The 15609-nt window shown below is 58.7% G+C and carries 13 protein-coding genes; 6 read left to right on the top strand and 7 right to left on the bottom strand.

Annotated features, from left to right (window positions below):
• Window positions 1–103 precede the first annotated feature (103 nt).
• On the top strand, window positions 104–649 hold the full coding sequence (locus CF137_RS04745) for a peptidoglycan L,D-endopeptidase MepK (protein ID WP_139691272.1): 546 nt from the start codon (window positions 104–106) through the stop codon (window positions 647–649).
• Between the two features lie 124 nt (window positions 650–773).
• On the opposite strand, the gene CF137_RS04740 is transcribed toward CF137_RS04745, so the two are convergent.
• Genes CF137_RS04740 through CF137_RS04730 form a run of 3 tightly spaced genes read right to left on the bottom strand, consistent with a single transcriptional unit; the run spans window position 774 to window position 4688 of the window.
• Window positions 774–2777: a transglutaminase TgpA family protein gene (locus CF137_RS04740; RefSeq protein ID WP_139718209.1), complete on the bottom strand. Its 2004-nt coding sequence runs from the start codon at window positions 2775–2777 to the stop codon at window positions 774–776.
• Entirely contained in the window at window positions 2764–3759 is a 996-nt protein-coding gene (locus tag CF137_RS04735; protein WP_139718208.1) for a DUF58 domain-containing protein, read from the bottom strand. Before CF137_RS04735 ends, CF137_RS04740 begins: the two co-directional genes overlap by 14 nt.
• Window positions 3759–4688: an AAA family ATPase gene (locus CF137_RS04730; protein WP_414731093.1), complete on the bottom strand. Its 930-nt coding sequence runs from the start codon at window positions 4686–4688 to the stop codon at window positions 3759–3761. The genes CF137_RS04735 and CF137_RS04730 overlap by 1 nt, the downstream gene beginning before the upstream one ends.
• A gap of 360 nt (window positions 4689–5048) precedes the next feature.
• Here CF137_RS04730 and CF137_RS04725 point away from each other — a divergent pair, with 360 nt between their 5' ends.
• The 5 genes from CF137_RS04725 to yidZ (CF137_RS04705) all read left to right on the top strand — a co-directional run bounded on the left by CF137_RS04725 (window position 5049) and on the right by yidZ (CF137_RS04705) (window position 10200).
• Window positions 5049–6221 carry an MFS transporter gene (locus CF137_RS04725; RefSeq protein ID WP_139718207.1) on the top strand — a complete coding sequence of 391 codons (1173 nt, stop codon included), beginning with the start codon at window positions 5049–5051 and terminating at the stop codon, window positions 6219–6221.
• 18 nt (window positions 6222–6239) lie between these two features.
• Window positions 6240–7202, top strand: a complete 963-nt coding sequence (gene yidZ, locus CF137_RS04720) for an HTH-type transcriptional regulator YidZ (RefSeq protein ID WP_139718227.1) — start codon at window positions 6240–6242, stop codon at window positions 7200–7202.
• 506 nt (window positions 7203–7708) lie between these two features.
• Window positions 7709–8032 carry a Bor/Iss family lipoprotein gene (locus tag CF137_RS04715; protein WP_139718206.1) on the top strand — a complete coding sequence of 108 codons (324 nt, stop codon included), beginning with the start codon at window positions 7709–7711 and terminating at the stop codon, window positions 8030–8032.
• A 19-nt stretch (window positions 8033–8051) separates the two neighbouring features.
• Entirely contained in the window at window positions 8052–9017 is a 966-nt protein-coding gene (locus CF137_RS04710) for a hypothetical protein (protein ID WP_139718205.1), read from the top strand.
• Window positions 9018–9231: 214 nt separating this feature from the next.
• Entirely contained in the window at window positions 9232–10200 is a 969-nt protein-coding gene (yidZ, locus tag CF137_RS04705) for an HTH-type transcriptional regulator YidZ (protein ID WP_139718226.1), read from the top strand.
• Window positions 10201–10442: 242 nt separating this feature from the next.
• Here yidZ (CF137_RS04705) and ychF read toward each other — a convergent pair whose 3' ends face one another.
• The 4 genes from ychF to CF137_RS04685 all read right to left on the bottom strand — a co-directional run bounded on the left by ychF (window position 10443) and on the right by CF137_RS04685 (window position 15500).
• Window positions 10443–11534: a redox-regulated ATPase YchF gene (gene ychF, locus CF137_RS04700; RefSeq protein ID WP_101347712.1), complete on the bottom strand. Its 1092-nt coding sequence runs from the start codon at window positions 11532–11534 to the stop codon at window positions 10443–10445.
• Window positions 11535–11650: 116 nt separating this feature from the next.
• Complete coding sequence (gene pth, locus CF137_RS04695) at window positions 11651–12247, bottom strand: aminoacyl-tRNA hydrolase (protein ID WP_098970084.1); 597 nt, start codon at window positions 12245–12247, stop codon at window positions 11651–11653.
• Between the two features lie 200 nt (window positions 12248–12447).
• On the bottom strand, window positions 12448–14436 hold the full coding sequence (locus CF137_RS04690) for a bifunctional metallophosphatase/5'-nucleotidase (RefSeq protein ID WP_139718204.1): 1989 nt from the start codon (window positions 14434–14436) through the stop codon (window positions 12448–12450).
• Window positions 14437–14552: 116 nt separating this feature from the next.
• On the bottom strand, window positions 14553–15500 hold the full coding sequence (locus CF137_RS04685; RefSeq protein ID WP_042020535.1) for a ribose-phosphate pyrophosphokinase: 948 nt from the start codon (window positions 15498–15500) through the stop codon (window positions 14553–14555).
• Window positions 15501–15609: the final 109 nt, after the last annotated feature.

Below are 15609 nucleotides of genomic sequence, written 5' to 3'. Positions count from 1 at the left end.
GACATGGGCCCCTGCTGGAAGGTAGTTTCAAGCGCCTGTATCAAATTTATCCTGTGATCTCATTTAACTTTTTTCGCTTGAAACTGCGATGGACGAGCCCCTTATGCTGGAACAAGAGATAAGTCGACGCCGCCTGTTGCTGGGAGCCGGTTGCCTGCTGGGCGGCTCGCTGCTCTCCTTCCCTGCGCTGGCAAGCCGCAGTACCTCCGGGCGTGAACTCAGTTTCTTCAATCTCAATACCGGCGAGCGGGTGCGCACCAGTTATTGGGAGAATGGCCACTATCTGAGCGATGGATTGGCCGAACTCAACCACATCTTCCGCGATTACCGGCGCAATGAAGTGTTCAACATCGACAAGAAGCTGTTTGATCAGCTGTTTCTGTTGCAGCACAAACTGGGTCGGCGCAGCGAGATCCAGCTTATCTCCGGCTATCGTGCTCCTGCCACCAATCGCCAGAAGCGCCACAAGAGCCGCGGTGTGGCCAAGCACAGCTATCACACCCTAGGTCAGGCGGTAGATGTGCGGATCCCCGGCGTACAGCTGGCCCATCTACGCAAAGCGGCCCTCAATCTCAAGGTGGGCGGTGTCGGTTACTATCCCCATGACAACTTTGTGCACCTCGATACCGGTCCTGTTCGCAGCTGGTAACGGAGGTTGACGGGGCTTGGCATGCTTGTCAGGTGGCCGGTGAACTGAGCGAAATAAGTCGCTTGGGGAGAGGCTCCCCCACTTCGGATTTAGTCAACAACGCCGTAATGGGGACGTAGCCTCTTTATTGATCTTGATCCCAGCAGTGACAAATCAGGTGCAGTCGCCGTTTTAACTGGCGCCCGCTGCGCCGTTGTTGCCGTTCGCTGAGGGGGGCATAACGCCAGCGGCGATAGAGCCAGGCGGCCTGCAACAAGGGGCGGGCAAGGTCGGGGCGCAGTTGCGCCAGTCGCTCGCACCACGCCCCCATGCTCTCGGCGGGTTGCGGGGGGCAGCCGCTGCGTTTGCCTCGTTTGAGCAGAGGTAACCAGATGCGCCGCTCTGGCGGCAGGCGGGCGGGCAACAGCAGGGGCAGGCTCACCAGCAGGGCGACCAGCATCAGGCTGGCGAGGATCAACCAGGGGGTGTGCCCCGCCAGTGCCGGCCAGCGCAGGCCGATTTGCTGCCAGAGCTGGCCCGCATCGTGGCCGATCACCCAGCGACTCCACTGATAGTCGATATTGCTGCCCCACCAGCGCAATTGATTGAGCAGGGCCCAGTTACGATAACGCTGCAAAGCGAGCGGATCGGCGGCGGTAAACTCGTCGCTCAGGGCCTCCCTCACTCCGCCCTCAATACGCTCCGGCGCCACCGCCGCAGTGGGGTCGACTCGCCGCCACACTCCCCCTTCATCGAGATACTCCACCCAGGCGTGAGCATCGAACTGGTGTACCGCCAGATAGTTGCCCGTGGGATTCCACTCACCGCCGAGATAACCGGTGACCAGCCGTGCCGGAATACCGGCAGCGCGCAGCACGAAGGCGGTCGTCATGGCGTAGTGGCCGCAAAAGCCGCGCTTGGTATCGAACAGGAACCCATCCACCCCGTCACTGCCAAGCCGTGGCGGGGTCAGAGTGTAGTAATAGGATTGGCTGCGAAACTGTTCGAGCAGGGTGGCGACCAGCGCGCTGCGATCCGGATAGCGTGCCGCCAGTTCTTGGCCATAGGCTAGCGCTCTCGGGTTGCCCCCGGCTGGCAGTTGCAGGTTGCGTTGAGCGGCTTGGCTGTCGGCCTCGGGCTGCGTCTCGCTTTGGTCGATGCGGTAGCGGATCGCCACCTCGCCGCTCCCCTGGCGATAGAGGGTGTCGAGAGGGGTAAGCAGCACCGGACCCGCCAGTATGATTGGCTCACTGAGGGCAAAGGCCCAGCGGTGGCGTTGGGGCTCGGCGATCACCTCGTAGCTCCCGGCGGGGAGCGGGCTATCTGCCAGTTGATTGTTGGCCGGTGAAGAGGACGCCAGAAGGGTGAGCCCGGTTTGCACCGGCACGGTCTGCTGCCACGCCTTGATCTCTGGGCTCAGCAGCCAGCGCTGGCCATCGAAAACCTCCTGCCGCATCACCGGAAAGTAGCGCTCGCGGGCTGGGGGCGGGCCATCGGCAAAGGTGACCCGAAAGGCCAGTTCCGATGAGTTGACCAGTTCGCTGATATCGCCGGGGGCCAGCTCTTCCGACAGTCCCGACAGGGCGCGGCTGGTGGTGGGCATTTGCCAGAGGGGTGGGAGCCTTGGCAGCAGCAAAAATAGAGTGATAAGCAGGGGAAGCGCCAGCAGCAGGGCGACGCCCGCGCTGCGCCACGGCCGTTTCTGCTCGGGGGCGATGGCGGCCACCAGTGCGGTCACCGCCAGCCAGAGCGCCACTGCCAGCCCGGCCGTCCAGCCGATGCTTTGTCGCTGCACCAGCGCCAGTGCGATGAGAAAAAAGGCGAGCAGCAGCACCTGCTCGATATCCCGCTCGCGCCGCACCTCGATCATCTTCAGGCTATAGCCGAGCCAGAGCAGATTGATCAGGGCGGGCAGGGTGCCCAAGCCGCGCCACTGCAACCCCAGCAACGCCACGGTAGTCATCGCCAGCAGCGCCAACCAGCGGGCAGGAAGGGGCGGCCAGCCGCGCCACAGCATCATGGCCCGGATGCCGAGAGTGATGGCGCCCACCGCCACCACCCAGAGCTGCAACTGGGGCCAAAGCGCCGCCACCAGCAACAGCTGTTGCAGGGCGATGAGTGGCAGCAGGCGGCGGTTATCGAGCAGCATCCGGCGTGCTCTTCGGTGGTTTGGCATCGAATTGGGCCAGTGCCAGCAGGCAGCGCTGCACAAAGGCGGCGCCGCTATCGGGCCCCAGCGTCTGGTTGGCCAGCGTCAGGGTGAAGGGGATGCCCCGCTTGCCGTAATCGGCGCACCACCAGGCCAGCACCGCCAGCCGCTGCTCCAGATCTCCGCCCGCGACCCGTTGCAACATAAGGTGAGTGTCATCCTGCAGTGGTTCATTGAACTGCTTGGTCAGCAGGCCGCGCCCCTGGGCAAGTTGCTTCCAGGCGACGCGGCTGAGGGGCTCACCAGCCTGGTGTGCCCGCAGGGTATCAAAGTCGCCAAGGGGGGCCGGAGCGGGCTGGCCCTGATGACCCTTGTTGTCACCCGACGCTTCCCCCCTCAGCGCCCCGTACTCCGGTTTGGGGGCGAGCCAGCCCTCCAACTGCAGATCCAGCAGGGACCAGCAGCGAAACAGGCCGAGGGGGTAGCGGCTCTCGACCCGCAATCGACCAAGGGGCAGTGGCCCACGGCGCGTGCCCAATACCGGCAGGAGCAAGGTGCGGGGCACAGCATCGGCCCGGGCCAGCCAGAGGGTCCCTTCGTTGAGGCTAAAGCGGAGTGCCAGCACCGGGCGCGGGCTCTGTACCGTAAACCGGATGGGCAATTGGCTGCCCGCCTCCCCCAGCACCAGCGGGCCACCCAGCAGCTCCAACCCCAACAGATTGCGATGGGTGAGCCACATGGCGGCCATAAACAGGCTGCCGAGGCAGTAGGCCACCAGCAGCACCAGATTGTTCTGGTAGTTGGTGCCGAGCAGATAGATGGCGAGCAGCACCAGCAGATAGATCAGCCCCATGCGGGTGGGCAGGATAAAGAGGCTGTGGGTCCCCAGCGTGATTTGGCGGGCCGGGGGAATGCGGCGATCGAGCCAGCGCCGCTGCCAGTTTTCTCTCCTTTGCCGCCAGCGTGCCAGCAAGGCGCTCATCAGGGATGGTCCGGATCGACCCTGGCCAGCAGCCGCTGGCTCAGGGGGCAGGCGTCGCCGTGCTGCACGCCGAAGCTGCCCCGCAGCCGATGCTCGGCCACATAGGGGAAGACCGCCTGCACATCCTCCACCGTGACGAAGCGCCGCCCCGCCACCAGCGCCCAGGCCCGGCTCACCGCCAGCAAGGTCTGGGCCGCCCGAGGAGAGAGGGGTTGTGGCAATTCTCCCGCAAAGCGGCTCTGGTGTACCAGCGCCAGCAGATAGTCGAGGGTGGCATCGGAAACATGGATAGCATCCCCTTCGCTTTGCAAGGCCACCAGCCCGACGGCATCCAGCATAGGGTGGAGCGGGGCTGATTGCTGGTGGCCGCGCAGCAGCTGGCGCTCAGCCTCTCGCGGTGGAAAGCCCAGCGAGAGTCGCACCGCGAAGCGGTCGAGTTGGGACTCCGGCAGCGGATAGGTGCCCGCCTGATCCGCCGGATTCTGGGTAGCGATGACGAAAAACGGATCGGGGAGGGGATGAGTGTGGCCCTCGATGCTCACACGTCCCTCGGCCATCGCTTCCAGCAGGGCGCTCTGCACCTTGGGGCTGGCGCGGTTGATCTCGTCCGCCAGCAGCACCTGGGTGAAGATGGGGCCGGGGTGAAAGCGAAATGTTTGCTGCTGGGGGTCAAAGATCTGCAACCCCAGCAGGTCGGCGGGTAGCAGATCGGCGGTGAACTGCATCCGCCGGCATGCAAGCCCCAGCACCTGCGCCAGCGCGTGGGCCAGGGTGGTCTTGCCCATGCCGGGCAGATCCTCGATCAGCAGATGGCCGCGCGCCAGCAGGGTCACCAGCGCGATTTTCAGTTGCAGCGACTTGCCCAGAATGACTCGCTCCAGTGCCGCTAGCAGCCCAGCAATCTGCTCTTCTCTCTTCATTCCCTTCATACACATTCCCTGTATTGCGTCGCCCCTACAGCTTATACGCCCGCAAGGGCGAAGGCGGATAACTGGTGGGCGGTAAATGTGCGGCGATGAGACGGCAATGAGCGGGAAGCGACCCGGTTTGCGGTGGTGTCTGGTCGATTCAATATGGCCGCTTAGGCACGCAGTTCAAGATGATATTTCCTGATTGGAATGTACCGATCGCCATCTCTTCACTAGGTGAGGGCGGTGGGCGCCCATATAGTTGCCCCCATTGCGACGCGCTGCGTTGCTACCTTTGTTACCACCTTGGCCCCGCCCACTCTTTTTGCCTGTTGCTGCCATCTGGCCGGTGCTGGCGGGCCAATCTGTTATGGAGCATCCATGCCTGTTTTCCTGTTATGCACTTTTCTGATGATCATTCTCTATCCGGTCGGGATCGATCTCTATCTGGTGGCGGTGCCCCAGATTGCCGATGCCCTGCAGGCGAGCGAGGCGCAGATCCACACCGCCTTCTCCATCTATCTGTTCGGCATGGCGGCCACCGTGCTGCTGGGGGGGATGATTGCCGATCGCTACGGCCGGCGCTGGGTGGTGCTGGGGGGCGCGCTGATTTTTGTCATCGCTTCGCTGGTGGCGGGTAATGCGGAGGGGATCAAGCAGTTCTATCTCGGCCGTTTCTGGCAAGGGGTCGGCGCCGGTGCGCTCTATATCATGACCTTTACCGTGCTGCGGGATGTGCTGAGTCAGGAGCGGCTGGCGATGGCGCTCTCGATGATCAATGGGGTCATCTGCGTGATCCCGGTGCTGGCGCCGGTGCTTGGCTATCTCATCCTGTCGCATTTTGACTGGCGCGGGATCTTCATTGCGATGGCGCTGGTGGCGGCCGTTAGCGGTCTGGTTAACCTGCTGTTGCTAAAAGAGACCCGCCCGGCCCGGCAACCAGCAAGTGGCACGGCGCAGCCTTTTGCCCTGCTGCGCTCGCCGCGCTTTATGCTGCTCTCCCTGCTGACCAGTACCAGCGTGACCGCCATTCTGGTCTATGTCAGCGTCTCGCCGCTGATCCTGATGAAGGAGTTTGGCTTTACCACCGAGCAGTACTCCATCGTGATGATGGTGATGGCCGGGGTGAGCATGTCCACCTCCTTCCTGACGCCGCTGCTGTTGCGCTGGCTTGGTAAGCACAAGGTGCTGGCCGTGTCCCATCTGGCTTATCTGCTGGCTGCATGTTTTCTGCTCGGGTGCTGGCAGCTGGGGGGAGACATTCACTTGCTGTTGCCGGGGTTTGCGCTGGTCTGTGTCGGGTTCTCCTGCGGCTTCGGGGTGGCGATGGGTGAGGCACTGGATGGTTGTCAGCAAAATGTGGCGTTCGCCAGCGCCGTGCTCTGCGTCATGCAGATCAGTCTCTCCGGCCTCTATATCTGGCTGCTGGGCCAGCTTGGCTTTGCCCCGACCGAGATGCTGATCTACGCCCTGTTGCTGGCACTGCTCAGTTACCTGGCCGTCAAAGGGCTGGTACCATGGCTCGCGCTTCGCGAAGTGCGGTCGCGAGGATAACCAAAGATGAGAGGGGATATGCGCAATCTGGGTGAACTCGATTTGAACCTGTTGGTGGTCTTCAAGCACCTGATGCAGGCGCGCAGTGTGGCTGGGGCGGCCAAAAAGCTCTGTGTCACCCCGTCGGCGGTGAGCAAGTCCCTCGCCAAGTTGCGGGAGTGGTTTGACGATCCGCTGTTTGTGCGGGTGCGCCAGGGATTGCAGCCCACCAACCTCTCCCTGACCCTGGAGGAGGAGCTGAAGGTCTGGTTCCAGCTCACCGACAGCATCACCTCGCTCAATAGCGACGCGATCCCCGACGGTGCCCGCTTCACCCTGGTGATGGAGTCCCCCTTCTACATCAGCTTCCTGAGCGATCTGCCGATGACCATCTACCAGAAGTACCCCAACTCGGTGGTCAGGATGCTGGGGTGGGATCACCACTCCCTCAACGACATCGTCAACGGCGATGCGGATCTCGGCTTTTGTGCCCGCGAGACCCATGGCCGCTCCCAAGCCAAGGTCAACCGGTTGCCCTACTACATAGATCACGAGGTACTGTTCACCGATCGTCCAGTGGTCTTTCTGCGCAAGGATCACCCCTTGCTCGAGCAGAAGTGGTCGCTGGAGAACTTTCTGGCCTGCCCCCAGATCAGCATGGTGTGGGAAGCGAACGATACCTGGGCCCTCGACAGCCTGCTGGAGGATGAGGGGCTGAAGCGGGAGGTGCCCATCATGGTCTCCAGCTTCGAGCAGGCGCTGCATATCGCCTCCCAGTCGAGCCATGAGCTGATTGCGGTGGCCCCCTCCTACTGCGGGGGTTATGCCAGTCGGCATCACGGCAATCTGATCGCCATGCCACTGCCGCTGCCGGAGAAGCTCTACGCCCAGTTGGAGATCGCCTTCATCCTGCTGTGGCACAAGCGGCACAATCAGGATGCCAAGGTGATGTGGTTGCGCAACGAGATCCGGCGACTCTACAACGACGAATCGCCACGCTAATGTTGCCGAAAACGGTGCCCATTGATCAGCCGGAGCCATCTGCTCCGGCTTTTTATGCCCCGATTTATGCCTCGATTTATGTCTCGAAACAAGAGGTTGCTGCGGGGATAAGTTTTGCTGACAATATTGTATTTAGTGGTGACAACAAAATATTAACGCACATTCTGAAATGGAAGGTGCCAACTTCTGGTTTTGCTATAGACGTCACACTCTCCGCTGTTAGATACTGCCATTTATAATAAAAGCTGCGATGTGCTATCGGGATATATCCATATCTGTCAGTGGCTACTCATCAATAATAAAAATATCGGCTTGCGTTGACATTATTACCCTGTATTTACATCTGGATGTATCACCAGGGGATATCTATTGCTCATCGAACACTTATGAAATAATTCATTACAACTTTCTCATGGTTTTATGCCATTGGGTGTCTATTCTTGCTGTTAATATATTGCCGTTAAAGCCAGATATGGTGGATTAACGAAACTGGAAAGGTTGTTTAAATGATTAATCACAAAACTATAACGGCCATTGGGTTGACCGTGTTGCTCTGTGGTTGCGCGAAAAACAGTGTGCATTCCGATGGTTCCCAGGCATTTGCACTTAACAAAGGTGCGATTGTCAGTTCGAAAGAAATTACCAGCCACTTTTTCTTTTCCGATATCGACTTCGGCATCAACGATACGATTGATGCGGCCGCGATCTGTCACGGTAGCGAGAATGTTGTACGGATAGAGACCAAAGTCGGTTTTTGGGACTCCCTGTTTGGCAGCCTGAGTTTCGGTATTTATGCACCTCGCACAGCACAAATTGATTGTGCGGCATGACAAGTAAAGGAGATAGCGTGTGACTCAATTGAAAAGTGTTTTATTGGCGGCTGCTGGTATGGCGGCGCTTTATGGCTGTGGTGGTGGATCTGATGAAACAACTGTTGTAAAAGCCAGTGACCCGGTTAAACCCCTTGCACTGGAACATGTGACTATACCTAATGCAACACTTTATAAAGCTGATTATATACAAACCAACGGGGCGATAGACCTGACTGGTTTGGCATTGAAATATCAAAAGGTTGATGAGAGAGGCGTTACTCGCTGGAGTGTATGGGTCAATAATGGTGTGATGGCCACCACATGGTGGGTAGATCAGAGTCGTGATGAAATATTAAAAGACAATCCTAATTCAGTACAGCTCACAAGTATCAGTCGTCAAATGAACCGGCAAATGGCCGATGGTCGTGTCCCTGCAGAACTTGTCATCAAGCGGGTAGATGTTTCTTATAATGATATTGTTCACAACACACCGCAGATAAAGGTGAACAATCCTAATATTTCCTCGAAACTTAATACTGAGCTTGATTTCGTTAGTGCTGGCACCTCAATGTATCCAAAATGGTCTGGTAAAATATCCTTAACGGAGTTGAAAACCCGCGCCATAAATACGGATAACTGGCATGACAATAAGGGGTATAGCACGGATATGCTGGGCGATGTGGAGACAACCCGCAATGGTGACAAGGTGACGGTCACGATGACGTTTCCGGCTGCCGGATGTACCCTGGTGGGGGATGCAACGTCATCGGGTAAAACAAATTTCGACAAGCTGATTTTTACCGGTTTTGACAAGTGTCGGTTTGACCTCGCGAAAGGGGTAAACTGGACTGCCCCCGATCTTTTTAACAACGAAGGATTGGCCAAGGGAAGAAATGGGGCTGTGGCATATGGTGCGACTCTTAAAAATGATAGCGGAGCAGAGATGCTGCTTATCGGCTTCCCTGAACTGGATGGTGTCGTGTTGGTGATGAACAAAAGATAGGTGAGCATTCGATAATCTGTTGTTTGGCCGTATGTGGTTCAGTAGTGCATGGTTGCGGTGTCGCAGAGAGAAAACAGGCTAGCTACTCTGATGGTGCTTGGGGACTGGTTTTCGGTGGATAGTTTTGCACACAGATCGGTCGATCAGCGTGCGAAGGTCATCGTTCGCAGTCCGAAAGGCACCTTCACGATGAGAGCCCTTGATGAGAGGACGTATGCGAACACTGGGTGAGCTCGATTTGAACCTGCTGGTGGTATTCAAATACTTGATGGCGGAGCGCAGTGTGGCGGGCGCCGCCAAGCAGCTTAGTGTGACCCCTTCCACCGTGAGCAAGGCGCTGGCCAAGTTGCGGGACTGGTTTGCCGATCCGCTCTTTGTGCGAGGGCGCAAGGGATTACTACCCACCAACCTCGCTCTGGCGCTGACCGAGGAGTTGGAGGCCTGGTTTCAGCTTACCGGCAGCATCGCCTCGCTCAATAGTGAGGCGATCCCCGACGGGGCCCGCTTCAATCTGGTGATGCAATCCCCCTTCTACAACAGCCTGTTGGGGGATCTGCCCATCACCATCCATGAGAAGTATCCCAACTCGGTGGTCAAGATGCAGGGGTGGAATCACCACTCCCTCACTGATCTCGTCAATGGCGATGCGGATCTCGGCGTCTGTGTCCGCGAGCGTTATGACCGTTCTCTGGCCAAGATCAGCAACCTGCCCTATTACATCGATCACGAAGTGCTGTTCCATGACTTGCCAGTGGTGTTCTTGCGCAATGACCACCCGTTGCTGCAACAGTGGACACTGGAGAACTTTCTGGCTTGCTCCCACTGCAGCGTGGTGCTGGAGGTCAAGGAAACCTGGAGTCTGGATATGCTGCTGGAGGATCAGGGGTTGCAGCGCAAGGTGCCTATTATGGTATCCAACTTCGAGCAGGCGCTGAATGTTGCTTCCCAATCCAATCATGAGTTGATTGCGGTCGCCCCCTCCTACTGCGCCGGTTTTGCGGCCAAATATCATCCCAATCTGGTGACCATGCCGTTGCCATTGCCGGAGAAGCTCTATAAACAGCTGGAGGTCACCTTTATCCTGCTGTGGCACAAACGCCACAACCAGGATGCCAAGGTGATGTGGCTACTCAATGAGATAAGGCTGCTCTATCACAGGGAGTCGCGACCTTCAGCCAGATAGCGGGAGCCGGAGCAAGATGCTCCGGCTTTTTATGGTGAACCGTGGGGAGTTGTGGTGGCGCAGTGCATTGAGCCGTGCCGAGAAGAGGTTACCCGTTTACTTCACTGCCAAATAATGACTGTGGCATGCGCTAAAAGTAAAAGCCCATCTGTTTCCAGACGGGCTTTTTCAGCAATTTGTCACACCGACCACAACGCCGGATTGACCCTGTTTAACCGATTGTTTAAAAAGGGCTAAAGCACTTATACGTTGAACAGGAAGTTCATGATATCGCCATCTTTGACGATGTACTCTTTCCCTTCTGCACGCATCTTGCCCGCTTCTTTGGCGCCTTGCTCACCCTTGTAGGTAATGAAGTCGTCAAAGGCGATGGTTTGGGCGCGAATAAAGCCTTTTTCAAAGTCAGTGTGGATCTTGCCTGCCGCTTGCGGGGCGGTAGCACCGACCGGGATGGTCCAGGCGCGAACCTCTTTAACACCGGCAGTGAAGTAGGTTTGCAGGTTGAGCAGCTCGTAACCGGAGCGGATCACCCGGTTCAGGCCCGGCTCTTCGATGCCCAGATCGGCCATAAATTCGGCACGGTCTTCGTCGTCGAGCTCAGCGATGTCTGATTCGATGGCGCAGCAGACCACGACCACCACGGCATTTTCGGCGGCGGCGATTTCACGCACCTTGTCGAGGTAGGGGTTGTTGTCGAAGCCATCTTCCGCCACGTTGGCGATGTACATGGTTGGCTTGAGGGTCAGGAAGTTGAACTGGCTGATAGCGCCCAGCTCTTCCTTGTCCAGCTTCAAGCCACGGATCATCTGGCCATCTTCCAGTGCAACGCGGATCTTCTCCAGCACTTCCACTTCCAGCTTGGCATCCTTGTCGCCACCTTTGGCGCGCTTGGACTGGCGGTGAATGGCGCGCTCGCAGGCGTCCAGATCCGACAGGGCCAGCTCGGTGTTGATCACTTCGATATCGTCAGCAGGGGAGACCTTGCCAGCAACGTGAATGATGTTCTCGTTGTCGAAGCAGCGCACCACGTGGCCAATCGCTTCGGTTTCACGGATGTTGGCCAGGAACTGGTTGCCCAGACCCTCACCCTTGGAGGCGCCGGCGACCAGACCTGCGATGTCGACAAATTCCATGGTGGTCGGCACAACGCGCTGCGGATTGATGATGGCAGCCAGTTGATCGAGGCGGCTATCTGGCATCGGTACGACGCCGGTGTTCGGCTCGATGGTGCAGAACGGGAAGTTGGCGGCTTCGATACCGGCCTTGGTCAGCGCGTTGAACAGGGTGGATTTGCCTACATTGGGCAGGCCCACGATACCGCATTTAAAACCCATGGATTGTTACCTTACTTGATGGATGCTGTTGAGGGGCGCCGGCAGGCGGCCCATGTCATGTTTGTTCTGGTCGTTGCTCATGCACCGGCACAATGCCCGTACAGGGTCAAATCGACCTACACCTTTTCGGCTTTGAAGCTGTGCAGCCGATTCATGGCCTTGGTCATATCTTGTTTGAACAGGATATCGGTGGCGCGCAGGGATTCATCCAGCGCGGCGTCGATCAGGTTCTGTTCACTGCCGGGGGCCTTGGTCAGCACAAAGCCTGCCACCAGCTCTTTGCTGCCGGGATGGCCGATCCCGAGGCGCAGCCGGAAGAAGTTATTGTTGTTGCCCATTTTGGCGATGATGTCTTTGAGGCCGTTATGGCCGCCGTGACCACCGCCCTGCTTGAACTTGGCGATGCCCGGCGGCAGGTCAAGTTCATCGTGGGCAACCAGCATTGCTTCTGGCTCAATCTGATAAAAGCGCGCCAGAGCAGCGACCGCTTTGCCAGAGAGGTTCATATAGGTGTTCGGGATGAGCAGACGCACATCCTGCCCCTCGACCTGAATGCGGGCAGTATGGCCAAAGAACTTGGGTTCTTCACGCAGGCTGACATTGTGCCAGCGGGCCAGTTGCTCCACATACCAGGCGCCCGCATTGTGGCGGGTCTTGGCATATTCCGGGCCGGGGTTACCCAGTCCGACGATCAGTTTGATTTCGCTTGTCACGCTTGATGTCTTCACTCGCAGCTGCCATGGGTACACTACCCAGGGCAATAGGACGCAATATTCTAGCCGCCGAGTGACGATCACTCAACCAATGCTCATGTTCTGGCGGGATTTGAGTCACTCTGGCAGCTAACGGTCGGCTATCAATCAATAAACAGGCCTCATGCGAGAGGCCTGTTGCAGGTAACGAATAGGCCGATTTACTTGGCTCGCAGCAGGGTGACGGTCTCTTCATTCAGCGCGGTCAGGGTGGGGCGAGCCTCGCGCACATATTGGACGAAGGAGGCCGCATCGGTGCCGCAATCCACGCCGCTGGCCTTGCAATCGAGGGCCTGGCCCGGGGCATAGACGGCGCTGAGCAGCTCGCCGTTTTGTGCCACTTTCAGCACCGGGAAGGCGGTCAGCTGGCCATTGACGCTGGCGATATCGACCCGCTCGCTCTGGTGGCGCTGGGCATTGGCCAGTGCCTGCCAGCCATCGTTGCCGTTGGCGCTGTAGGCGTTCATCACCACCCGATAGCGCTGGCTATCCAGCAGATCCTGCCACTCGCCGCTTGCCGTCTTGCGCTGCAACCGGGTCAGGGTGCCCGCTTTGCCTGGGTCGGTCTCCTGGAAGGTGTAGCGCAGGTGGCCACCATAGGGGAACTTGCCGGCATGGGCGCTGGCGGGCAGGGTGGCGCTGATGGTTTCGCTCAGCAGGGCGCGTACCTCGGCGCCGGTCAGGGTCAGCACCGAGAGCTGGTTCTTGAACGGCAGCAGGGTGAGGGCACTGTCCCCTTCACGCCATTCGCCCGCGGGCAGTTCGGCACGTACGCCGCCGACTGCCAGCAGGGCGAAGTCCACCGCCCCGCCAGTCAGGGCCTGAACTTGCGGGGTATTGGCCCAGTAAAACTCCCCTTCGGCGACCAGCGGTGCCACATCGGAGCCGTGGTTGTCGCTGCCGTTATCGCCGGGGCGACGGGCATTTTGTAGCTGTGCGGGTATGGTGCCGATCACCGGGCCGTAGGCTTTCTCCAGCGCCGGTTTGTAGTGGCTGTCGATGATGCCGCGCAGGCGCGGATCCTCATCCACGGTCACCAGATTGGGCTGGTTGTCGATAAACTGACTGGCTTTTTTGCTGCGGGTTTGGTCGAGCGCTTGCTTGCGGGCCGGATCGGCGAAGAAGTCGCGGCTGGCCAGCAGGCTGTTGTGGCCCTGGCAGTCGGTCAGCTGGCCTTGGCTGTCAAAGGTCACCTGCGCCAGACCGATGGCTTGGGCGTAAGAGCCGGCCTGCACCACGCAGGTCTTGCCAATGCCGTCCGGGTTGGTCACCAGCTTGGCGTAGTCGCCGGTCTTGCCCCAGCCAATATTGCGAAAATCGCCGAGCAGGCTGTGGGAGTGGCCACCGACGATGGCATCGATGCCATTCACCTTGGCCGCCAGCGCCAGATCCCGCTCGTTGCCGATGTGGGTCAGGGCCACGATCTGGTTGATCCCCTTGGCCTGCAGCATGTCGACCGTGGCCTGAGCCGAGGTGACCTCTTTGCCAAAGCGCAGCTTGCCGACGTTGGGGGCGATATTACCCATGTCTTCCAGCACCAGACCGATGATGGCGACCAGCTGTTTGCCTTGCGGCAGCTTGTCGAGATCGGTGACCGGGCTCTTCTGGTTGCCGTCAAAGGCATAGACCACGAAGGGCTTGAGGTTGTCGGCTTTGCTGAGGGCCGGATCGGCCTTGGTGTCGAGGTTGGCAGCCAGCACCGGGAAGTTGACCCCCTCGATGAAGCGAGCCAGCTTCTGGTTGTCCAGATCGAACTCGTGGTTGCCCAGTGCCATGGCATCCAGGCCGAACTGACTCAGCAGATCGGCATTGGCCATCCCTTCGTTGAGCTTGAAGTAGCCGCTGCCCTGCCAGGCGTCGCCACCGTGCAGCAGCAGCATGGGCTGGTTCTTGGCCAATGCCTCGGCTTGATACACCTTTGCCATGGTCAGCAGCCGGGGGTAACCGCCAAAACGGGTGTAGAGGGTGTCCGTCTCCTCCTGCTGGCCAAAGATCTGCCCGGTGAGATCGGCATTGACCGGATCAAACTGGGAGTGGGTATCGTTCATGTGGGCCAGGGTCAGCACGAAGGGTTGACTCTCTTTCGCCGGCTGACAGGCAAACAGGGCGCTGGTGAGGGTCGCGAGCAGGAGGGGACGCAAGCAATTCATGGGTAAATCCTTAAGCCTGCCGGGGGCAGGGTCGTACCAGATAGCAGAGGGGTGGAAAGAGAGGGTTCAGAAAGACGAAAACCGCCAGCAGGCGGTTTTCGTTATTGCTGAATCTATCAATGCTCAAACATGGCAGAGATGGACTCTTCGTTGCTGATGCGGCGAATGGCTTCGGCCAGCACGGTTGAGAGAGTCAGCTGTTTGACTTTACCAATCGCTTTCATCTCCGCGGTGAGCGGGATGGAGTCGGTGATGATCAGTTCATCGATCACCGAGTTTTTGATGTTCTCGACGGCAGTGCCGGAGAAGACCGGGTGAGTCGCATAAGCGAATACACGCTTGGCGCCACGCTCTTTCAGGGCTTCTGCGGCTTTGCACAGGGTGCCGCCAGTGTCGATCATGTCATCAACGATGACGCAGTCGCGGCCAGCAACATCACCGATCAGGTGCATGACCTGAGAGACGTTCGGGCGGGGACGACGCTTGTCGATGATGGCGATGTCGGTATCGTCCAGCAGCTTGGCGATGGCGCGGGCACGCACTACGCCGCCGATGTCTGGCGAGACGACGACTGGAGACTCGAGGTTCTTGGACTTCATGTCTTCCAGCAGTACCGGACTACCGAACACGTTGTCGACCGGAACGTCAAAGAAGCCCTGGATCTGCTCGGCATGCAGGTCAACGGTCAGCACGCGATCCACACCCACGCTGGAGAGGAAGTCAGCGACAACCTTGGCGGTGATAGGTACACGGGCGGAACGGACGCGGCGGTCCTGACGGGCATAACCAAAGTAGGGGATAACGGCTGTGATACGGCCAGCTGAAGCACGACGCAGTGCATCCACCATAACGATCAATTCCATCAAATTGTCGTTGGTTGGGGCACAGGTGGATTGAATGATGAAGATATCGCCACCACGTACATTCTCATTGATCTGTACGCTGATCTCGCCGTCGCTAAAGCGACCTACGGCAGCATTGCCGAGTTTGATAAACAGGCGATCTGCGATCTTCTGGGCTAGTTCCGGCGTTGCGTTACCAGCAAACAGCTTCATGTCAGGCACGGTTTGAAACCTCGGGGTTGCATCCAGTATGTGGGGGAGTCTGAAACCAGACCCATATCGTTTTGGGGCAAACGATTTATCAAGATAACGAGCAAGGATATTATGGCTC

It is taken from the genome of Aeromonas sobria (assembly GCF_006243315.1).
GTDB lineage: Bacteria > Pseudomonadota > Gammaproteobacteria > Enterobacterales > Aeromonadaceae > Aeromonas > Aeromonas sobria_A.
The sequence above is the reverse complement of the archived record's forward strand: the minus strand, read 5'-3'. Positions and strand labels throughout refer to the sequence as shown.